The sequence below is a fragment of the Aeromonas sp. HMWF014 genome (genome assembly GCF_963878295.1).
Taxonomy (GTDB): Bacteria; Pseudomonadota; Gammaproteobacteria; order Enterobacterales; family Aeromonadaceae; genus Aeromonas; species Aeromonas popoffii.
In genome coordinates this window covers 1-21,875 of sequence record NZ_CAWNYS010000149.1, presented here as the reverse complement: position 1 = coordinate 21,875, position 21,875 = coordinate 1, and the positions used below count along the sequence as shown (strand labels likewise).

Annotated in this window: 17 protein-coding genes and 1 pseudogene; 15 read left to right on the top strand and 3 right to left on the bottom strand. The window is 52.7% G+C overall.

Annotation, left to right across the window (positions count from 1 at the left end):
* Nucleotides 1-3: 3 nt before the first annotated feature.
* Both AAC083_RS05895 and AAC083_RS05890 read left to right on the top strand, forming a co-directional pair.
* Entirely contained in the window at nucleotides 4-3,606 is a 3,603-nt protein-coding gene (locus AAC083_RS05895) for a pilus assembly protein (RefSeq protein ID WP_108535404.1), read from the top strand.
* On the top strand, nucleotides 3,606-3,884 hold the full coding sequence (locus AAC083_RS05890) for a TapY2 family type IVa secretion system protein (RefSeq protein ID WP_108535403.1): 279 nt from the start codon (nucleotides 3,606-3,608) through the stop codon (nucleotides 3,882-3,884). Before AAC083_RS05895 ends, AAC083_RS05890 begins: the two co-directional genes overlap by 1 nt.
* 3 nt (nucleotides 3,885-3,887) lie before the next feature.
* Here the strand turns inward: AAC083_RS05890 and AAC083_RS05885 are convergent, their stop codons facing one another.
* The gene (locus AAC083_RS05885; RefSeq protein WP_258224558.1) at nucleotides 3,888-4,409 is read right to left on the bottom strand and encodes a GspH/FimT family pseudopilin; all 522 of its coding nucleotides are present in this window, start codon (nucleotides 4,407-4,409) and stop codon (nucleotides 3,888-3,890) included.
* Nucleotides 4,410-4,530: 121 nt separating this feature from the next.
* Between AAC083_RS05885 and AAC083_RS05880 the strand changes: the two genes are divergently transcribed.
* The 4 genes from AAC083_RS05880 (at nucleotide 4,531) to luxS (ending at nucleotide 7,684) form a co-directional block, all read left to right on the top strand.
* Nucleotides 4,531-6,153 (top strand): NAD+ synthase, encoded by a 1,623-nt coding sequence (locus AAC083_RS05880; RefSeq protein ID WP_108535401.1) that lies wholly within the window; start codon nucleotides 4,531-4,533, stop codon nucleotides 6,151-6,153.
* Between the two features lie 9 nt (nucleotides 6,154-6,162).
* Complete coding sequence (glnB, locus tag AAC083_RS05875) at nucleotides 6,163-6,501, top strand: nitrogen regulatory protein P-II (RefSeq protein ID WP_005308848.1); 339 nt, start codon at nucleotides 6,163-6,165, stop codon at nucleotides 6,499-6,501.
* Nucleotides 6,502-6,562: 61 nt separating this feature from the next.
* Complete coding sequence (locus tag AAC083_RS05870; RefSeq protein ID WP_280136046.1) at nucleotides 6,563-7,156, top strand: transglycosylase SLT domain-containing protein; 594 nt, start codon at nucleotides 6,563-6,565, stop codon at nucleotides 7,154-7,156.
* 18 nt (nucleotides 7,157-7,174) lie between these two features.
* Nucleotides 7,175-7,684: an S-ribosylhomocysteine lyase gene (gene luxS / locus AAC083_RS05865; protein WP_042038845.1), complete on the top strand. Its 510-nt coding sequence runs from the start codon at nucleotides 7,175-7,177 to the stop codon at nucleotides 7,682-7,684.
* 62 nt (nucleotides 7,685-7,746) lie between these two features.
* On the opposite strand, the gene AAC083_RS05860 is transcribed toward luxS, so the two are convergent.
* Entirely contained in the window at nucleotides 7,747-8,769 is a 1,023-nt protein-coding gene (locus tag AAC083_RS05860; protein WP_181364584.1) for a GGDEF domain-containing protein, read from the bottom strand.
* A gap of 134 nt (nucleotides 8,770-8,903) precedes the next feature.
* Here AAC083_RS05860 and rnr point away from each other — a divergent pair, with 134 nt between their 5' ends.
* The 9 genes from rnr to AAC083_RS05815 all read left to right on the top strand — a co-directional run bounded on the left by rnr (nucleotide 8,904) and on the right by AAC083_RS05815 (nucleotide 21,417).
* Complete coding sequence (gene rnr / locus AAC083_RS05855; protein WP_042038847.1) at nucleotides 8,904-11,264, top strand: ribonuclease R; 2,361 nt, start codon at nucleotides 8,904-8,906, stop codon at nucleotides 11,262-11,264.
* Nucleotides 11,265-12,081: 817 nt separating this feature from the next.
* Nucleotides 12,082-13,674: a hypothetical protein gene (locus AAC083_RS05850; protein ID WP_219927847.1), complete on the top strand. Its 1,593-nt coding sequence runs from the start codon at nucleotides 12,082-12,084 to the stop codon at nucleotides 13,672-13,674.
* Between the two features lie 86 nt (nucleotides 13,675-13,760).
* On the top strand, nucleotides 13,761-14,846 hold the full coding sequence (locus AAC083_RS05845) for a hypothetical protein (protein ID WP_219927846.1): 1,086 nt from the start codon (nucleotides 13,761-13,763) through the stop codon (nucleotides 14,844-14,846).
* A 26-nt stretch (nucleotides 14,847-14,872) separates the two neighbouring features.
* Nucleotides 14,873-17,272 carry an adenosine deaminase gene (locus AAC083_RS05840; RefSeq protein ID WP_108535400.1) on the top strand — a complete coding sequence of 800 codons (2,400 nt, stop codon included), beginning with the start codon at nucleotides 14,873-14,875 and terminating at the stop codon, nucleotides 17,270-17,272.
* A 264-nt stretch (nucleotides 17,273-17,536) separates the two neighbouring features.
* A complete protein-coding gene (rlmB, locus tag AAC083_RS05835; RefSeq protein ID WP_108535399.1) occupies nucleotides 17,537-18,286 on the top strand; it encodes a 23S rRNA (guanosine(2251)-2'-O)-methyltransferase RlmB in 750 nt (249 codons plus the stop codon).
* 10 nt (nucleotides 18,287-18,296) lie between these two features.
* A complete protein-coding gene (locus AAC083_RS05830; protein ID WP_108535398.1) occupies nucleotides 18,297-18,863 on the top strand; it encodes a Crp/Fnr family transcriptional regulator in 567 nt (188 codons plus the stop codon).
* 57 nt (nucleotides 18,864-18,920) lie between these two features.
* Nucleotides 18,921-19,370, top strand: a complete 450-nt coding sequence (locus AAC083_RS05825) for a GNAT family N-acetyltransferase (protein WP_108535397.1) — start codon at nucleotides 18,921-18,923, stop codon at nucleotides 19,368-19,370.
* Nucleotides 19,371-19,587: 217 nt separating this feature from the next.
* Nucleotides 19,588-20,448 (top strand): DMT family transporter, encoded by an 861-nt coding sequence (locus AAC083_RS05820; protein WP_042038859.1) that lies wholly within the window; start codon nucleotides 19,588-19,590, stop codon nucleotides 20,446-20,448.
* 132 nt (nucleotides 20,449-20,580) lie between these two features.
* Nucleotides 20,581-21,417, top strand: coding sequence for a DMT family transporter (locus AAC083_RS05815; protein ID WP_042038861.1), 837 nt, complete (start codon nucleotides 20,581-20,583; stop codon nucleotides 21,415-21,417).
* A gap of 45 nt (nucleotides 21,418-21,462) precedes the next feature.
* On the opposite strand, the pseudogene AAC083_RS05810 reads toward AAC083_RS05815, so the two are convergent.
* Nucleotides 21,463-21,875, bottom strand: a pseudogene (locus AAC083_RS05810) (hypothetical protein); the annotation flags it as partial.

Genomic DNA, 21,875 nt, shown 5'->3' with positions numbered 1-21,875 from the left:
GATATGCTTAAATATATATGTACATCATTATTTTTTTGCCTGATAGCGGTCATGCCGGCTATCGCAACAAATAGTTACTCTGATGATACTGAACTTTTTATCTATGACTTCTCAAAGGCGGGTGATTTTAGGCCAAAGATACTTATTATTTTTGATAATTCTGGTAGTATGAGTCAAACAATGGAGGTAGTGAAAGAAGAGTATAATCCTCTGACAAATTATGCTGCATTAAACCTGGACCCTGATAGCGCCAATACTAAAAAATACATATATTACTCTACTGATGGTACTGTCCCCGTTATTACCAGTACAAAGCGATTCTCTGATAAAATAAATGCCTGTGATTCTTCAAAAACTCCACTGAGCAATATAGGGTATTTTCAATCTCAGGTTTGGAGTTATTTATTTTCAAGTTTTAATAATAGTAAGGTGCCACGGCAAGGCTCCTGGGTTTCAGTTTCCCCTTATGTTGAAAATGAAATTTATTTGGTTGACTGCAAGCAGGATATTACAGTTAGAAATACAGCAAATCCATTTACTGGAACTTTACCAGTAGGCAGTATTACCACAGGCTACCCTATAAATAAAACAGCTAATAACTCAGGTGTTTGGTACTATACAGCTAATGTTGCCAATGCTGCTTCGGGTAGTAATACTAGTGTGACGCTTTACTCTGCTAACTACCTTCGCTGGTATTATGGCCCTACAGGTTATAGTATTCAATCTCGCCTTAAAATTGCCAAGGATGCGGTAAAGGGAATTATCTCATCAACTCCAGGCGTTGATTTTGGATTGGCTGTATATAACTTCAATGATAGTAATGGTGGCAAGAACGGTGGGCGTGTAGTTAGACGAATACTGAGTAATGAGGAAGATATGGGAGGAGGGGTGACAGCTGAGCAAAACCTATTATCAACAATAGACAATCTTGGCGCTGAAACAAACACCCCATTGTGTGAGACATTATATGAAGCATACCGTTTATTTGGTGGTCAGAGCGTTTTTTATGGTGACGATGATAGTTCACGTAAACCGGAAAGAGATACGTTAGCGGAAAATCCTCTAGGAACCTATAAGTCACCTTATGACAAGTGCTCTAATAATGGATATGTTATTTATATTACTGATGGTGAACCAACACAAGATACAGCAGCAAATACATTAGTACAGGGTCTTATAAATACCCTTAGTAGTGACGAGAAAGCTGCTTATGGTACGACAGTTGGTTATGGTTCTAGTGGGAGTAAAAGCTATTTGGCTGCTCTTGCTGGGTATATGAAACACAAGGATGTTAATAGTGGTTCACCTGGCGTACAAACCGTGACTACCTTTACTGTAGGGTTTGGTGATGATGCTGTCAGCGGAGCTGGAAACCTGTTGGCTGAGACAGCCCGCCGTGGTGGTGGAACTTATTATCCGGCGACAGATTCAACTGCATTAACCCAGGCTTTGAAGTCATCTTTATTAGCTATTTTGCGGATTAACACATCGCTAGTTTCTCCAGCTATTGCAACCAATAATTTTGATCGCACACGTAGTCTGAACAATATTTACTATGCCATGTTTGAGCCTGATTCAGGACCGCGCTGGAAAGGCAATCTCAAAAAGCTTATGTTTTCAAATAAAGGATATGTTGTAGACGTCAATGATCTGCCCGCAATTAAAGCCGATGGTTCAATCATTGAGAGTGCGCAGACCTATTGGTCAAATGAACGTGATGGGAATGTTGTGGTTAAAGGGGGGGCGCAAGCTATGTTGGCAGATAAACCCTCAAGAAATTTATATGTTGTCAATCGTTCCCAAGTAAGATTGGATACTCTTAATCGAACAAGTCTGGAAAGTATTGCAGGTAGTGCCTCTGTATTGAACACTCATCTGAAAGTGGCTGACTCAACGGAGGCAGATACATTGATTAACTGGACTCGTGGGGTTGATGTTGACGATGAGGATTTTGATACAACGACTACGACTCGCCGTTTTATTCTTGGTGATCCGTTGCATTCCCGACCACTCGTTATTAACTATGGCCCACCCTCTGGTAATTTAAATGATAGCCCTGACTTGAGGATTATTATGGGGACCAATGCTGGTTTCTTGCATATGTTCAAAGACTCAGGAGTTAGTATTGATGAAAGTTGGGCTATCATTCCATATGAATTCATGGGGAATCAGCAAGATCTTAGAAAAAATGTGGAATCGTCAAGCCACATCTATGGAGTTGATTCTTCACCCGTCGCATTAATTAAGGATGCAAATAATAACGGCGTGATTAAGTCTTCTGAGGGGGACTTTGCTTGGTTGTTTATGGGGTTGCGAGGGGGAGGGAAGAGTTACTACGCATTTAATATATCAAACCCAGATGTGCCAGCTTTGAAGTGGAGTATCAATAGTCAGACTACTGGTTTTAGCCAGTTAGGGCAGACTTGGTCGGTACCAGAAGTCGCTTTTTTACCTGGTATTACTGATCCTGTTCTGATCTTTGCTGGGGGTTATGATCTTAACAAAAGCAGTATCGGTTTGGGAGTGAGTGATGGCTCCGGTGCAGGCATCTATATGGTAAATGCCAATACTGGTGCTTTGATTTTCAGTGTAACCCCTGCGTCAGGTTCCATAATTAATCTGAGCATGCCTGAGATGGCAGATAGCATGCCTGGTACTGTTGCTACGTTGGATAGTGATGGTGATGGAAAAACAGATAGAATTTATGCTGGTGATACTGGTGGTAATATCTGGCGGGTAGATCTTCCTTCTGCCAACAAGGCTGACTGGAGTGCTTTCAAGTTTGCTAGCTTAGGCTCTGATTCTGTGCAGGGGGCGGATCGCCGGTTCTTTACTCAACCAGTCATTGTTCGTACCCTTAACAAGGAAGTGACCCGAACGATAGTAAATGGGAAGGATCAATATACTTATAAGGAACGCCCATTTGATGCCGTACTGATTGGTAGTGGAGATCGTAACAGGCCATCCTCTGAGTCTACTGTTCAGAATGCCTACTTCATGCTGCGAGATTATAATGTGGTGGCCAAGAATTATAAAACCAATACCCCGACTGCATTAGTTGTTTCTGATCTCTATGATGTGACCAACGATCCTTTTGTTGGGAAGGACACTGATTCAGAAATATTAAATATGAGAGCTGCAATAACTAGTAAAAAGGGATGGGTTTACTGGTTAAATGAATCTGGGGAGAAATCGATGGGTGCTGGTGTTGTATTGCAAGGAAAGCTTTACTTTACTTCATTCCTGCCTCAGGTTCAGTCATTTCAAGAGTGTACAATCCAATCGATAGGGGCCATGCGTCAATATATGATTGATATGCATTATGGTACTACATTTAGGTACATTATTGACCAAGATGGAAATGAAACCCCAGTCCGTTATGTAGAAGTTAACAATAAAGTTGCAGACGACCTTGTTGTTCATGCTGGTGATGATTCCAAAGTTCGCATTATTGGTGGTGCGCCAGGTGAAGAGGTTATCCTGAAGGATGAAGGCAACGGTGAGCCTGAGCGTTGTACTGCTGAGGGAGAATGTTCTCAAGGTGCTGATGAGGCTGAAATGGACATGGCACCCAAGAAAATATATATATATGAAGGAGTACAATAATGAACGCTGTATATGGACTGTTCGTACTTCATTTGTCCTTTTCTGTCATGGCCGCGGATATAAAGTGCTATGTAGAATTGGATAATGGGAAAAAAGTGGTGTTGCAGAGTCCAGTGAAAGGTAGTAATCAATCAGAGATTTATCAGAATTTTAAAAAGAAAGGGTTTGAATATAATGGTAAGATAAGCAAGGTGAAGGAGGTCTTGGAATGTGTGGCTGTAAGTAGTCCATTTAGTTTGGATGCAGCTTTACACCAAGAAAAAATTCAGCCTCGTTGATGTTCATGGGCATACAGTAGCTTGAGGTGCGCTGGAGCTGCGACCTGATTGGGCTGTGACAATGTTTATTTTTATTTGTCCTGTTTCACATAAGGAAAGGGTTGCATTAGTGCCTATACTCGTGCCATCCAAGCTGTAAGTAGTGGAAATTCTATTTGCTGTCGCAGTGATCCCGTCAGCCAACTGCTGGCTACTTGATAGTAATATTTCTCCTGAATTAAGTTCATTGTTATTATTACTGTCTACGAAGACGAGATAGTAGGTCGGATTATTTTGCACACATTTATTTGATGCATCGGCTAAACAAGCGGTTACCGTTTGCTGATTGTCAATCGCTTGTGAGCGGGCAAATCTCATATGCTTTAACAGCATTTGTGATTGAAATGACAGGCTATTCTCACTGAGCAGGCTCTTGAGGGAGGGGATACCTATCCCAAGAAGAATAACCAGTAATGAAATCGTGATCATCAGTTCTAACAGGGTAAATCCGTTATTTTTCATATGAACCTGAATATGTCGTTCCATGAATCTCTACAGCTTATCCCCCTTGGGGCCTGCTGTCACACAGAACTCCTGACTTGAACTGGCAGATTGCCCCCCTTTTCTTTATCATTCCCCATCATTTTTGATTTTAAGATGCATTGCCATGGCAAAAGCCCTCTCTCTGATGCTTGCCCAGTTGAATCTGACGGTAGGCGCCATCGAAGATAACACTGACAAAGTGCTCGCTGCGGCTGCTCAGGCCGAGCAGCAAGGCGCTGATCTGCTGGTCTGCCCCGAGCTGGCCCTGACCGGCTATCCACCGGAAGATCTGCTGCTGCGTGCCGATCTGATGATACGGGTCGATTCCGCACTGGCTCGTATTGCCGAATGGCAGGGAAACTGTGCCATTTTGGTGGGACATCCCTGGCGTGAAGGAGAGGCTCTCTACAATGCGGCTTCCCTCTATGAGCACGGCAAGCTGATTGCTCGTTACTTCAAGCAGGACTTGCCCAACTACGGTGTGTTTGACGAGAAGCGCTACTTCACCGCTGCCACTGAGACCCACGTGGTGCCGTTCCGTGGTCACAAGCTGGGGCTGCTCATCTGTGAAGATTTGTGGCAACCGGGCCCGGTGCTGGCCGCCAAGGCAGCGGGAGCCGAGCTGCTGCTCACCATCAATGCCTCGCCCTACGATCAGGAGAAACCCTGGATCCGCCATGAGCTGATGACGACACGTTGTCAGCAGACAGGTTTGCCGCTGGTGTATCTCAATCAGGTGTGTGGCCAGGACGAGCTGATCTTCGACGGTTGTTCCAAGGTGTTCAACGGTCAGGGCGAGCTGACCCACAAGTTGGCCCCCTTCGCCGAAGAGCTGGCGCTAGTGCGCTTTGCCAATGGTGAACCGGTGAAAGAGTGTGAGCCGGCTGCCCCGCTCGATCCTTTGGCCGAGACCTATCAGGCGCTGGTGCTGGCGGTGCGTGACTACATCACCAAGAACGGCTTCCAGGGCGCAGTGCTGGGTCTCTCCGGCGGGATCGATTCCGCCTTGACGCTGGCCATCGCGGCCGACGCCATCGGGGCCGACAAGGTACAGGCAGTGATGATGCCGTTTCGCTACACCGCCCAGATGAGTGTGGAAGATGCCAAGGAGCAGGCCGAGCGAATGGGGGTGGAGTTCAACATCATCTCCATCGAGCCCATGTTCGAAGGCTTTATGACCCAGCTGGCGCCGCTGTTTGAAGGCACCGCCCGCGACACTACCGAAGAGAACCTGCAGGCGCGCTGCCGCGGTGTGCTGTTGATGGCGCTCTCCAACAAGCGTCGTCGTATCGTGCTGACTACCGGCAACAAGAGCGAAATGGCGGTCGGTTATGCCACTCTGTACGGTGACATGGCGGGCGGTTTCGACGTGCTGAAAGATGTACCCAAGACGCTGGTCTTCAAATTGTGCGAATATCGCAACTCGGTCGATTATGTGATCCCGCAGCGGGTCATCGATCGTCCCCCTTCGGCAGAACTTGCGCCAGACCAAGTGGATCAAGACAGCCTTCCCCCCTATGACATCCTGGATGCCATCCTCAAGCGTTACGTGGAAGAGGATGCTTCGGTCGCCGATCTGGTGGCGGAAGGCTTCGAGGAGGCTGTGGTGCGCAAGGTGATCCGGCTGGTGGATCTCAACGAATACAAGCGCCGTCAGGCCGCCGTCGGGCCCCGTATCACGGCCCGCAACTTTGGTAAGGATCGCCGTTACCCCATTACGTCGGGGTTTGGCAAACAGAACTGGTAAGGAGTCACCATGAAGAAGATTGAAGCCATCATCAAACCGTTCAAGCTGGACGATGTGCGCGAGGCCCTGGCCGAGATCGGCATCAACGGCATGACAGTATCCGAAGTCAAAGGCTTCGGTCGCCAGAAGGGGCACACCGAACTCTATCGTGGCGCCGAATATATGGTCGACTTCCTGCCGAAAGTGAAGGTGGAGCTAGTGGTGCAGGACGAGGATCTCGATGCCTGTCTGGAAGCCATCCAGAACACAGCCCGCACCGGCAAAATTGGTGATGGCAAAATCTTCGTCTGCGAGGTTGAACGGGTCATTCGTATTCGTACCGGCGAAGAGAACGAAGACGCGATTTGATGTGATGCATGTGCCTCGTAACGATCAAGAGAACGAAGATACAAGCCTTCAGATGTCATGGATGCGCCTCTTCGTGGCTGCGGGCCTGTTGATTAGCCTGACCGCCTGCAGTACCCGGCCGCCGGCCCAGCCAGAGAACCTGTGCCAGATCTTTCGGGAAAAACCCGAGTGGCACAAGGCGGCGCTCAAGATGAACGAGACGTGGGGCACACCGATCCCGGTGGTGATGGCCATGATGTATCAGGAGTCCTCCTTCGTGCATGACGCCCAGCCGCCGATGGGGTATTTCCTCTTCATCCCGACCGGGCGGGCCAGTTCCGCGTATGGTTATGCCCAGGTGAAAGATGAAACATGGGACGATTACCAGCGGGAAACCGGCAATAGCTGGAGCAGCCGCGACGACTTTGCTGACGCCATCGATTTCATGGGCTGGTACACTAACAAGGCCCAGCGGCTGAACGGCACCTCCAAGTGGGATGCCTATGGCCAGTACCTCAACTATCACGAAGGGTGGGGTGGCTACCGGCGCGGCAGCTACCGCAGCAAGGGGTGGTTGATGAAGACCTCCCGCAAGGTAGAGGCTCGTGCCCAGCGCTACGGCGCCCAGTATCGACAATGCAAGGATCAGCTCTCCAGCGGGGGCTGGTTCTGGTAACCAAATCAGGAGTCAGAAATGCCGTTATTGGACAGTTTTACCGTTGACCACACCCGCATGGAAGCCCCTGCGGTACGTGTGGCCAAGACCATGCAGACCCCGAACAAGGACACCATTACCGTGTTCGATCTGCGTTTCTGCGTGCCGAACCAGGAGATCCTCTCCGAGCGCGGTATCCATACTCTGGAGCACCTGTTCGCCGGTTTTATGCGAGATCACCTGAATGGCAACGGCGTGGAGATCATCGACATCTCCCCCATGGGTTGCCGTACCGGTTTCTACATGAGCCTGATTGGTGCACCGGACGAAGCTCGTGTCGGCGCAGCCTGGCAGGCCGCCATGAGCGACGTGCTTACTGTGCAGGATCAGGCCAAGATCCCCGAGCTGAACGAGTATCAGTGCGGCACCTACAGCATGCACTCACTGGAAGAGGCTCACGCCATTGCCCGTCATGTACTGGAGCGCGGCGTTGGCGTCAACCACAATGACGAGTTGGCCCTGCCGGAAGAGAAGTTGAAAAGCCTCTGAGGTTAGTGTTGCAACGATGAAAAAGGCCGGTCATTGACCGGCCTTTTTGTTGCCAGGAAGGATCAGGAGGGCAGTGGCATCACGCGGTTGCGGCCCAGCTCCTTGGCCTTGTAGAGCAGCTTGTCGGTACGTTCGACCAGGGCATCGCCCGTCTCCTGGCCATTATACTCGCCTACCCCGAACGAGGCCGTGATATGGTCGATGCGGCGGCCGGACTTGCGATCCAGAATGGACATTTTCTCGATGGCCCGGCGCAGGCTCTCGGCCATTTGGCGGCTCAGGGCCAGGCTACGCATGGGTACCAGCAGGGCAAACTCCTCGCCACCGAGCCGGTAGGCGGTGACACCCTCCTTGCAGGTTTCCCGCAGTCGCTTGCTGAAGGCGCGCAATACCTGATCCCCCAGCAGGTGGCCATATTCGTCGTTGAAGCTCTTGAAGCGGTCTATGTCTGACAAAATGAGCGAGAAGGGCCGCTTGCTACGGATCAGGCCGTCTATCTCCAGATCGAAGGCGCGCCGATTGAGCAGTGAGGTGAGGGCATCCTCGTTAGCCAGCTTGCGGGTCTCATTCAGTGTCTCACGCAGCTCCTTGATCTCCTTCTCGGCGTTACTGAGCTGATTGCGAAAATGCATGGTCGACATGCGAATATCTCGCGACTCGCGTACCAGATCCCGCAAGATACCCATGGTATCCTCCAGGCTAAGCCCCTCATCGTCGATGAGGCTTAGTCGATCGAAGCTCTTGTCGAGTATCTCCTGGAACATGCCGGTGTCGGAGATGGCGTCCTGCATGGTATGGCCGAGCTCGTTGGCCATGGCGGCCAGACTGAGTTTCATCGCTTCCATCTGCTGCTCGTCCTGGGCGGCGAGATGCTGGTGATAGAGCCGTTCACAGGTGATGAGAGAGCAGGTGCCCTGTAGCTTGATGGCCTGTTCGATAGCCTGATTGAGCTCGGGCATGCTGGCGGCCACATAGTTATACCAAAGGGTGTAATTATCCGGTGTCGTGGGAATTTGATACTTGATCATCAGGGGGACCGCCTGCTTCAGATAGGCGGCAGATTGGGCAAACGAGTCCTTGCTCATGAGTTCCGTGTCTCATCATGACTGCAAACTTTGCATAGTATGACAGAGAGATTGGCCAAAAGGCAGCCGATGGATGCCATTAGCTCCCCCCTTCGATATAATGTCTGCGTTATTACCTACCCTAAGGCCTGCTTATGTCTCAAAAAGATCCTTTCCTCCAACGCGAGGCCGAAAAATACGAAAACCCCATCGCCAGTCGCGAGATGCTGCTGGAGCTCATCAAGGGCCATGAAAAACCCATGTCCCGGGAAGAGCTGGCCAAGGCACTCAAGCTGACCGACGAAGAGCCGTTGGAAGCATTGCGCCGTCGTCTGCGCGCCATGGAGCGTGATGGGCAACTGGTATTCACTCGCAACCAATGTTATGCCCTGCCGGATCGTCTGAATCTGGTGAAGGGGTATGTACTCGGCCACAAAGATGGTTTCGGTTTTCTGCGCCCGGAAGGTGGTGGACCGGATCTCTATTTGAACAACCGCGAGATGCAGCGTCTGATGCATGGCGACTACGTGCTGGTGCAGCCGACCGAGATTGACCGCAAGGGTCGTCAGGAAGCTCGTCTGGTACGTCTGCTCAAGTCCCGCGAGGCGGATATCGTCGGCCGTTACTTCGTCGAGAATGGCGTCGGTTTCGTGGTGCCGGATGACAGCCGCATCGGCCAGGACATCATCATCCCCGAAGGGGAAAACAAGGGTGCCCGCCAGAGCCAGGTGGTGGTTGTGCGCATCAATCAGCGTGCCACCTCCCGCATCAACGCGGTCGGTACCGTGCTGGACGTGCTGGGCGAGAACATGGCGCCAGGCATGGAGATTGAGATCGCCCTGCGTACCCACGGTATTCCACATACCTGGCCGGAAGAGGTGACCAAGGAGGTTGCCGGTCTGGGCGAACAGGTACCAGAGAAGGCCAAAGAGGGTCGTATCGACCTGCGCGCCCTGCCGTTGGTCACCATAGACGGAGAAGATGCCCGCGACTTCGATGACGCTGTCTTCTGTGAAGCCAAGCGCGGTGGCGGCTGGCGCTTGTGGGTGGCCATCGCGGATGTCTCCTCCTATGTTAAGCCCGGCACAGCGCTGGATGCCGAAGCGTATCAGCGCGGCAACTCAGTCTACTTCCCCGAGTTCGTGGTGCCCATGCTGCCGGAGGTGCTCTCCAACGGTCTCTGCTCCCTGAACCCGCAGGTCGACCGCCTGTGCATGGTGTGCGAGATGACCATCTCAGCCGCCGGCCGCATGTCCGGTTACAAGTTCTACGAAGCCGTGATGAACTCCCACGCGCGCATGACCTACAGCAAGGTGGCGGCGATCCTGGATGGCGAGCCCAAGCTGCGTCAGCAGTACGAGCCGCTGGTGGGCCATATCGAGGAGCTCAACAACCTCTACAAGGCGCTCAAACATGCCCGTCACCAGCGCGGTGCGGTGGAGTTCGAGAGCGAAGAGACCCGTTTCATCTTCAACGCCCAGCGCAAGATCGACCAGATAGTGCCGCTGGTGCGCAACGATGCCCACAAGATCATTGAAGAGTGCATGATCCAGGCCAACGTGGCCGCAGCCCGTTACATCGAGAAGAACGAAGCCTTTGCCCTGTTCCGGGTGCATGACCGTCCGGGCGAAGAGCGTCTGACTGGTTTCCGCGATTTCCTGGCCGAGCTGGGTCTGGAGCTCAAGGGTGGCCTTGAACCCGAGCCGAAAGACTTTGCCGAGCTGGCTGCCAAGTTTGAAGGGCGCCCCGATGCGGAGCTGCTATCCACCATGCTGCTGCGTTCCATGCGCCAGGCCGTCTATCAGGCCGACAATATCGGCCACTTCGGTCTGGCATTGAAGTCCTACGCCCACTTCACCTCGCCGATCCGTCGTTACCCTGACCTTATCCTGCACCGCGCCATCAAGTACCAGACGGCCAAGGAGCAGCAGGGCAATCTGCGCCACAAGTGGACCCCGAGCGGTGGTTATCACTACCAGCTGGAAGAAGTGGACCCGATGGGCGAGCACTGCTCCATGACAGAGCGCCGTGCCGACGATGCGACCCGCGACGTGGCCGACTGGCTCAAGTGCGAGTACATGCTGGATCACGTGGGTGACGAGTTCGACGGCGTCATCGCAAGCGTCACCGGCTTTGGTTTCTTCGTCCGTCTGGCGGAGATCCACATCGACGGTCTGGTGCACGTCAGCACCCTCACCAACGACTACTACCAGTTTGATCCCCTGCACATGCAGCTGATCGGCGAGAACTTCCGCCGTCGCTACCGTCTGGGTGACAAGGTACGGGTCAAGGTGATGGGCGTGAATCTGGACGATCGCAAGATCGACTTCGTGATGGTGGAAGCGCCACTCACCGGCAAGGATGGCAAAGAGGTGGTGCGCAAGCCTGCCAAGGGGGGCCTGCGTCACGATAAACGCAAAGAGGGCAAGGAGACCGGCAAATCCGACAAGGGTGGCCGCGCCAAGCCCAGCAACAGACGACCGAGCAAAAAGGCTCGTGACAAGGCCAAGGGATAAGCCCTTCGGCCATGGCCTGGGTCCAGCGACCTGGGCTGAGGTCGTAAGGGGCTGATGGCCCCGGGTTATCTCCTCCAGAGCCCGATAGTGCCGGAGACAAAAAAAATCCGAACCCTGTTACCGGGGTTCGGATTTTTTATGGTCAGCGAAAGGGGAGGGGCTCAGCCCTTCGGCGGAGCTCGGCTAAGCTCCGTGCCTATGGCTAGGAGCACAATCCCTGCGCGATTGCCATTCTATAGGTCGCTACGCGGCGCTCAGAAAGGTGGGTGTCCCATTTTTCATTTTACCCCTTCGGTATTGCTGCTCTACTCCGGTACTCCCCTAGCCGATTAATTTATTGATCTTGCTCAGGAAACCATCATCTCCCTCTTCCCTCCACCGCTTTGCCCGCTAACATAGCCGTTTGGCAACATGAGCCAGGCCAGCGCCACATCGCAGGTTCAAAGCAGCAGGCTGGAGGCTGTCACGCAGATCAAATTGAATTGATAAGCGATTAATGCCCATTACATCTCATCAAAATGTAACCCTCCCGATTTGATTGCCGAACAACGATGGGTGTCCATGTTAATTACTACTGACCCGCTCAACCCGCCTCGGCGATTTACAGGGGGAAATACCATGCCCACCTGTGACTGGAGTGACTGGAGTGACTGGAGTGACAGGTTGCTGGTCTGTGGGCTGCTACGAGGTGCTCAGCAAGGCGGGTGCCCCATTTTTCCATCTTGAGCATTGCAGCAGTCAATGCTGTTTAAATTTAAAGCGCCAGTTCTGATGTACAGACTGGCCAAAAAAACAAAATGACTGGATCGATACCGATATGACTGATACCAAGCAGGCTGAAAATCAAGAAAATTACGACATCATCATCGACTTGTTCGCCTCCAATCTTCCTGGCAGTACCAAAGACGGAGATCTGATCCAGAAAGCGCTGCGTGATCAGTTGGTTGAGAGCATTCGAGATTCGGTTACCCCGGCAGATGCTGATAAGCCTACGAATGTAACACGGGTTATTGATGAGTCTGGCCGTAATGTGTTCTTTGTTGATGGTACTCGTGGTGCAGGTAAAACCACTTTTATCAATAGCGTGGTCAAATCACTAAATGGTGACACAAGTGGTGCCAGCGTGAGCATCAAGTGTCTGCCGACCATCGACCCAACCAAGTTGCCGCGTCATGAACCTATTCTGGTCACGGTGACAGCCCGCTTGAATAAGATGGTATCAGACAAGTTAAAAGAGAGCTGGTCATCTAATAACCATAAAGAGCATAAAGAGCGTTGGCAGAATCATCTGGGGCAACTGAAGCGCGGGTTGCATTTGCTGACCGACAAGGAATACAAGCCAGAATATTTCAGTGACGCTTTGAAGCTGGATGCCCAGCTTGACTACTCCATCGGTGGTCAGGATTTAGCCGAGATTTTTGACCGGCTTGTTGAATGCGCGTGTAAGATCCTCGGCTGCAAGGCTATTTTGATCTCGTTCGATGATATCGATACCCAGTTTGATACGGGTTGGGATGTGCTTGAATCCATTCGCAGGTTTTTTAATAGTCAGAAGTTGGTGGTGGTGGCGACTGGCGATTTGCGTTTGTATTCCCAGTTGATCCGCGGTAAGCAATACGAAAATTACAGTAAAACCTTGCTCGATCAGGAAAAAGAGAGTGCCCGCCTAGCCGAGCGGGGATATATGGTGGAGCATCTTGAACAGCAGTATTTGTTGAAGCTGTTTCCTGTGCAGAAACGAATACAGCTCAAAACTATGTTGCAACTGGTTGGCGAAAAAGGGCGAGAGAAAGGCTGCGAAAACATTAGCGTTGTATACGGTAAAGGCGAGGATGGAGTAAAGGTTAATTCGGTTCGGAGTGCTTTAGAGAATATTGTCTCGAATGGTCTAAACATACGAATTGGCTCCGATCTTGATATGTATGTTGATGAGCTTTTGAAGCAGCCTGTCAGGTTGTTGATGCAAGTTATGCAGGATTACTATTCTCGGTTGCAAGCTTCAACGCTTTCTAAAAGTATGCTCCTGCGGGATTCGTTGTATGGTGCCATGCTTAGTAGTATATATCGAGCAGGGTTGAACTATGAGCAGCATCGTATTGGGATGGATTCGTTGTGTGATGATGTTTTTAGATATTCTCTCCAAGATCAGGAGGTTAATACTGGATTTTATCTTCGCCCTCAATCGAGTAATGAAGCTCTTAGAAATTGCTCTGTATATCTAGCATCCCAAGTGAGTGCTCTATGTGATGGGGGGCTTTCCCAGCTTCTTCAGTTAATGTTGGTCGGTTGTGGTAGTGTTAGTCTTTTTGATAGTGTTCAAAAATCAGTTGGAAATCAGGGGGGCGCTATCGACAACCTCCGGATATTGAATTCAAATCATATATGTCCATTGGGCGGCGTGAAAGCGTAACAAATTGGGCTAATAGAAGTTGCGCTGTTATTTCTGATGATGGAAGTCCGAATACGTCTCCCGGTGTGTATCTTGGTATGATTCACATGAGTAAGAAAAAAAAAGCAGACTACCGTGCGCTTGATATTAATGCAGAGAGTGGGCTTGCAAAGGTTGCACTTGCCGCATCTTTGAGTTCCGCCTTGACGCCGTCTCCGACTGATTTTCTGTCCGTCTTTAATCTCATTGGTGCAATTGCTGACCTTGCAGATGTCGACACTGGTGTTTCTGAAATTGAAATAGCTGATACAGATGCTTCAAAGCTCCCTGATATATATAAAAAAATAATTTTTGAAAATGAACAATTTAGAAAGGCCGTTATAAAGGTTCTTGCAAAACCGACTTGTGTTGCTCCGTTGTGGTCTAAATATGCTGAAAAAGGAGCTGGCGAAGAGGTTGAGGAGCTGGATGTTGTTGATGAGCAGGATGTCAATGAATCCATAGTTCAGCTAATAAAATGGAATCGCCTTGTTAGACGAATATCCTCCAAAATAAAACCATCATCCATGCTCATAGGTAAGATTTGGACTCGGCTATTTTTCAATCTATCAAACGTTGCAGAAAAACATAAGTCTTTGTTGGGTAATGATCCCTTGGCGTTTGAGGGTAAATATGCGAAGCACACTAATGCTGCAAAAATTATGCGCTTCAATGTATTGGCTTTTCTTCATGCTGTTTTAGTGGAAGAGGATGCATATCATAGAGTTTGCGATAGTTCTGTTTCGCGTATTTCTGTGAATTTTAAGCAGAACCCGATTACATCAGTTGGTCAGTTAGTGACTAAATTGAAATCGATGGGGGAACTCTCGAATATAAGCAGCACTCATCCGATCTTCTACTCTATTTTGAAGTGTCCATTAGTGCATCCATTTATTTTCCCTTTGGGTAGTATTAATTCGGCAGATCATTTGCTCTCTCAACAGGAAAAAAATCTTCTTGCTCTGTTAGATGAAATTATTGGCGATGGATTTAATGATAAGGTTAAGTTTAGTGCTGTGGAGTCTTTAAATTCTTCAAAACCTGTATTGGGATTTAGGTTTCTGAATGTTTCAGGTATTGCTGCTGCACCATATGAATCAAAGAAGAAGAATGAAAGTGAGAATGCCCCAGCTAATCCAGTGGCAGATAAATAATGCTGGTAATTGTTTAAGGATTGGGTATGGAAAGGTTTCTTCTTAACTCGACAGTACTATTGCATCGGCTGAGTAACATCTCGTTGGATGAGGTATCACTTGATGACAGGGTGGAGTCATCTGTGTTCCTTGCTCAATACGAGCAGACGCGTAGCTTGCCTGATCATATAGCCAAATCGGCTTGGTCATCCTTGGCACAACAACTCAAACAGCGAAATATGAAACTTGGCCCAATTGCGGCTTTGCGTTTTATCGCTGAAAAATTTGTTAAAAACGAGAAAGGTGGCCCCAAAACCGATCTTGCTTTGTTTTCGGAGTGGCAAACACTGATGAGCCGGGTATCGTGCCTGCCAGTTATGGCATGTCATCAGGTATTTAACTCAGGTTCAGCCAGTCCGGAATATCGCTTTCGCTGGCCTTTGTACCCTTATCACCCGACAGTTGAGGACTACATTACCCGTGAACGCCTGCACGAAACTCACCAACATCTGAATGGCAGTACCAGTGCGGAAGAGTGTTGGCTGGATGCGCTCAAACACCCTGGAGTGACTGTCAGAGATTTCGAAAAGGGCTGGGGCTATCAAGAGATGAAACAACTCTGTGCCCAGATTGATCCCTCCTTGACGCCGGAGATCTTCAGGGATCGTTTGCAGATCGCCTGTAATATTCGTGAAATTCTTTGCCGGGTAGCTCAGGGCATGGTGTTGCCTGATTGGATGGTGTCATTGCAGCACCCGCAGCAGTTGGCGGACAGCACCATTCTGCATAATGACCTGGAGTACGGGTTTACGACGGTTTGGCCAACAGATGACAAATACAGCCAGGAGTCTGAGTTTCGCTTGCTAACCGGGTTGTTGGAAAAATGGCGGCATGGTGCGCCAGAAGGATTGGAACGACTGCTTTGGATTTACCTGCTAATTCAGAATCAGTATTTGACCCTGCTGGTTCAGCGAGACGATTTTTTCGGGTTTGATCAGTTCCAGAAATACACCATGACGGAGCTGAGGGAAGAGACCGAGAAATCTTATTTGTCTCGTTTCAAACATGCACATGGGGCTGGTGTGTATTCTCAGGTCCGTTATCTGGAAGGGCGTTTTGCTCCGAAGAGCGACCCCAACAAAATGCAAAAACTGATCTTCAGTGTTTTGCGTGGGTATTGGGAATACCTTAAAGGTCACATGACCGTAGACTGGGAACATCCCCAGCCGCTCAATATCACCCAAGTGCTCGATAATCTTGAGCAGGTTAAGCCTGACAGTATATGTGCCGAGCTAGCGCTGGTGCCGCACTTCATCAAGAAAAAGCCCCAAAAGGATGAAGTCTATCCCTACGCGTTGCTGTTCAAGGATGTAAAAAATCAGGCAGCTATCCTGATGGAGATCCTGAATCATGAGCCACGCTTGACCCGCTGGATTCGAGGTGTGGATGCCGCAGCCAATGAGATGCACGCGCCACCGGAATTGTTTGGCCCCTTGTTTCGGGTGCTGGCAAAATCCGGTATTGCTCATTTTACCTATCATGTTGGCGAGGACTTCCCGCATCTGATCAGTGGTATTCGCTCCATTGATGATGCCTTGAGGTTTTTGCCGTTGCGTAATGGTGACCGTCTTGGTCACTGCACCGCCATTGGCATCACGCCTAACATCTGGAAACGCTCTTTGCCATCGTCTCTGTCCATGACCAAAGAGACGCGATTGCTCGATTTGGTATTTATCTGGCGGGAACTTCGCAATCATCCACAGTTACTTCGTTACGCCAGTGATGCAGCGATTGAAGCGGTTCGTTTGGCCCATAAGGTGTTTTCGCTGGAAGACGAGATCTCGATTACCACCCTTGAGCAGGTGTTTGATTTGCGAGGCGTGTTGGCTGAATCGGAAGGTCTGCTGGGTGAATTGGATGGGCCATTAAAGCCCGAATCCCTTTGGTTGGAAGAGTACGAGCGCGCTAGAGAGTTGGCTAAAGTGGCGGGCATGAAAAGGCCGCTGAAGTTGTATCGGCAATGGTTGACAGATGACAACGTGCGAAAGCAGCGAAATGAATACATTGATGTCACCCTGGAATATTTGCCGGATGAGGCGTTAGTTTCGTTGCAACAGGCGATGATGGCAAAAATGGCAGACCGAAACATTGCGATTGAGTGCCCTCCGACCAGCAATACCCGTATCAGCCAGTATCGAGATGTCAGCGAGCATCATATCTTTCGCTGGATGGGTTTGCCGGGTGAGGTGATTGAAGGTGATGTGCCTATGTCTATTTGTCTGGGATCTGATGATCCGGGGATCTTCGCAGCGGATTTGAAATCCGAGTTCTACCATCTGTTCGTTGTGTTAACCCGAAAGTTCGGTTTGTCGCCAGCGGAGGCTTTGAGAAAGGTGGCGGAGGTGAACGAGAATGGGCGGATTTATCGCTTTCACGATGTCAGGTAGTGAAGTTGGGACACCCATCGTTTTGAGCGCAGCATAGCGGCTAACACGCCATGATTGGCTTGTCGCCACGTGCCGCCGAAGGGCTTGAGATAGCGACAGGCGATTGGCCGAGCAGCTTCCTCCTCCCTAGATGCAGGTCTCTCTGGTATGATGCGTCATCATTTAGCGACCGGTGACGAGACCTGCATCATGGTGGTCAGGCTGCCGGTACGGCCATTTTTCTTCGGGGTGCATTCATGCGACCCGACACCACGGATCTTGAACATGAGTACTGAACTGATCTACGGCATTCACGCTGTATCCGCGCTGCTGGAGCGCACTCCCGAGCGCTTCATCGAAGTGTGGGCCCTCAAGGGGCGGGATGACGACCGGCTGCAACCCCTGCTGACCGAGCTGGAGTCGCTCGGCCTCAAGGTGCAGAGCGTGAACCGCAAGACCCTTGATGACAAAGCGGAAGGCAACAATCACCAGGGCATCATGGCCAAGGTGATAGAGGCGCCCAAGCTGGCCGAGCACGATCTGGCCAGCCTGCTGGACGAGCTGGTGGCACAACAGAGCCAGCCCTTCCTGCTGGTGCTGGACGGGGTGACTGACCCGCACAACCTCGGCGCCTGCCTGCGCAGCGCCGATGCAGCTGGCGTGCATGCGGTGATAGTGCCGCGGGACAAGGCCAGCGGCCTGACCTCAGTGGTGCGCAAGGTCGCCTGTGGCGCCGCCGAAGTGGTGCCGCTCATCCAGGTCACCAACCTGGCCCGCACCCTGCGCGAGCTGCAGGAGCGCGGCGTCTGGCTGGTTGGCACCGCCGGTGAGGCCGATCACGATCTCTATCAGGCCAAACTGACCGGCCCCATGGCACTGGTGATGGGTGCCGAAGGCAAGGGTATGCGCCGTCTGACTCGCGAGCATTGCGACGAGCTGGTGAGCATCCCGATGGCCGGGGCCGTCTCCAGCCTCAACGTGTCGGTGGCAACGGGCGTCTGCCTGTTTGAAGCCGTGCGTCAGCGTCGCGCCTGAGGCGAACGGGATGGACAGACCCCCATTTAGCCGGGATCGGGTCATGAATGAGCAGGAGGCCGCGCGCCTCCTCTCTTTTGCCCGTCCGCTGACATTAACCCCCCGCACCTGTCTCTGGCATGCGGGCGACAGGCCCGACCTGCTGGTCAGGGTGGAGCAGGGGCTGCTGCGGGCCAAGGTGGTGCTGGCGGATGGCCGTGAGTACATCAAGGAGTTCTACTGGGAGGGGGACGAGTTTATCGATTTCCACCATCTGCTCAGTGGTGAACCTGCCCGCTACAGCGTGGAAGCGCTGGAGCCCTGCCGTTTGCAACTTTTCAACCTTGGCGACTTGCGTCAGCTCTCTTGCTGGCCTGCCTGGTATCACCACCTGCTGGCGGTGCAGTTGCGGATCAAAGAGGAGAAGGAGTTGCTCTTGCTGACCGCGAGCCCTCAGGCCCGTTATCAGCACTTCCTGCAACGCTTTCCCGAGCTGGACGCCAGGGTGCCGGATCACCAGATCGCCGCTTATCTTGGCATCACCCCCATCAGCCTGAGCCGTATTCGCAAACGGTTGAAGGATCTTAACAAAAGTTAATGCCTGCGCCTGCGCGGCTGGCTATGCTGCCCTTCTCATCATGAGCAAGGAACTTCCATGAACTGGTCCCTCAAGTCTTTTGAACAACTCGACGTCAACGAACTGTATGAACTGCTCACCCTGAGATCCCGCGTCTTCGTGGTGGAGCAGACTTGTGTCTTCCTCGATATGGACGGGGTCGACAAGCGTCCCGACGTGCAGCACCTGCTCGGCTGGCAGAATGGCGTGCTGGTGGCCTACGCCAGACTGATGGCGCCCGGCGTGGCCAAGTCGCATCAGGTGGTGATCGGCCGGGTGGTGACGGCACCCGAGGCCAGAGGCGACGGTCTGGGTCACCAGCTGATGCAACAGGCGCTGCAAGAATGCGAACTGCTGTGGCCCGGGATCAGCATCTATCTGGGCGCTCAGGCGCACCTGCAGGGTTTCTATGGTCGTCATGGCTTCACCGCCGTGGGCGAGCCCTATCTGGAAGATGACATTCCCCACATCGGTATGACCTCCTTTTAATATCTTTTAGGCATAACAATGAAATTATTATGTCTTGAGGTAGTAAAGAAAACGGGTGCTCGCCGCCATATTACTGGGTACCCTCTGAATGATTAATCGGCAACTGTTGATGGATATGTTTAAAAATGGTTTTTTACCCCATTAATACTGAACAAGATTCAGCGATTGAGCCGTTGAGCCATTTTATCTGCGTTCGCCACACGAGTGGCTGTCGCTGATGGAGCTGTTGCGCAAGCGGTTCGCTCTGGACCTGCAAACCTTCGCCATCATCACTCTGGTGCTGGGCAATCTGGCCCAGGCCTTCTCCGATGTGCTGGTCAAGCTGATCGGCCCCGGTTTCAGCCCCTTCCAATACATGGTCCTGCGCCAGCTGCTGACCCTGCTGGTGCTGCTGCCCTTCATGCTGCGGGTGCCGAGAGCGGCTTGGGGACTGGGTGCCTGGAAATGGCACCTGCTGCGCGGTCACCTCTGTCTGCTCGGCGGGGGCGGCATGATGCTGGCCCTGACCCAGCTGCCGCTGGCCACGGCCAACGCCATCTTCTATGTCTCTCCGCTGCTGACCCTGCCGCTGGCGGCCTGGTTGCTCAAGGAGAAGATCCACTCCCGGGTCTGGCTGTTGGGGGGCATAGGCCTGCTCGGGGTCGTGTTCGTGCTCAAGCCGGGGGATTTTCATCTGGCGGGACTGGGTGCTCTGGTGACCGCCTTCACCCTGGCGCTGTTCAACGTGACCGGCCGCAAGTTGCCAGCGGGTATCTCTGTGGTGGCAACCCTGTTCTGGGCCAACCTGCTGGCGTTGCCGTTGACGGCGGGGTTAGCGGTGAATCAATGGCAGCCGGTGGACTGGCGTCTGCTGGCGCTGATCGGTGGCAGCGCGGTGATGCAACTGCTCTACCATGCCAGCTGCATCTACGCCTATCGGCAGGTGGAGGCCAACCGTATTGCGGCAACCGAATATTCAGGCCTGATGTTCGTGGTGTTGCTGGGGATCTGGCTGTTTGGCGAGATCCCGGTCTGGAACCTCTGGGTCGGGATGGGCTTTATCCTGCTGGCCATCCATTGGCAGCGTCGCCTGAGCTAGGTCACTCTGCTCTCCTCCCTCTGACAAACCGGCTGTTGGCCGGTTTGTCAGATGAGCATCTTATGAAGCCGATCTCGGTTGTTGCACCGAAAGTAGGGTAGTCTGTCCCGCTCTTAGTGACAGGAACCCGTCGTGACACCCACCCTCTTTGCGGCCATCCTGCTGGCCGCGCTGTTGCACGCCCTCTGGAATGCGCTGGCCAAGCGCCAAGCCGAGGGGCGCGTCAGCGTATTGCTGGTCTCCCTCTGCTCCGGGCTGTTTGCCGCCCCCTTCTTGCCGCTGGTGGGACTGCCTGTGCCTGCCGAATATCCCTGGCTGGCGCTATCCATCCTGCTACATTGCGGTTATTGCCTGTTTCTCGGTCGGGCCTATCGGCTGGGGGAGTTCGGCCAGATCTATCCGCTGGCCCGTGGCAGTGCCCCCCTGGTGACCCTCTTGCTCGGGGTGCTACTACTGGGGGAGGTGCCAGGTGGAGTGGCGGTAGCGGGTGCTGTGGTGCTGGTCAGCGGGGTGTTGCTGATGGCCTGGCGTGGCGGCATCAGGCTGGTGCCTGCAGCTCTGCGTGCCGTGCTGATCACGGCGCTGTTCACCGCCGCCTATACCCTATCCGATGGCGCTGGCGCCCGTTCGGCCGGGGCGCCTGTGCGCTACACCCTCTGGTTGTTTGCCCTGACGGCCTTGATGATGCCGTTGCTGATGCGCTGGCAGAGTCGCACCGCCTGGCACGCGCACGATCTCGCGGCATGGCGAACCGGTGCGCTCGGCGGCGCCCTGTCACTGCTTGCCTACGGCATCGTCATCTGGGCCATGACCCAGGCGCCCATCGGGCTGGTGGCGGCGCTGCGCGAGAGCAGCGTGCTGTTTGCTGTGCTGCTCTCCTGGTGCTGGCTGGGGGAGCCGTTGGGGCGGGTGCGGCTGTGGGCCGCGCTGGTGATCCTCTGCGGTATCCTGCTGATCCGCCTCGGCTGATTGGTGACGACGTCAGGCCGGGACACGTCCGGCCTGACGTTTGACTTAAGGAGTGACCCGGGTGACCAGGGTGAAGCCTTCCTCGCAGGGGGCCAGTTGCACCCGAACCTGGCCCAGTTCTGCCAAGTTGCTGACGTGGGTGCCGCCGCAGGGGATGGTGACCTCCGCTCCTGCCAGCATGCAGTGCCAGTAGCGCGAATCTATGATGGCCTCGCCGGTCCGGCTGCGGCGGATCTCGCCACCGGCTGCCAGCCAGTCGGCCAGCTGCTGGTTGATCCTCTCTTCTATCTGCGCCAGCTCCGCCAGCAGCGCCTCGCTGTTGACCCCCTTCTTGCGCAGGCTCTTGCCGATGCGGTACTGCTCTTGGGAGCCCATGGGCTCGACCCGTGAGCTCTGGATGGCGAGGCGGTCAAAGTCGGGCTGATCCAGCGAGTCGCGCTCGCTCACCTCTTTGCGCC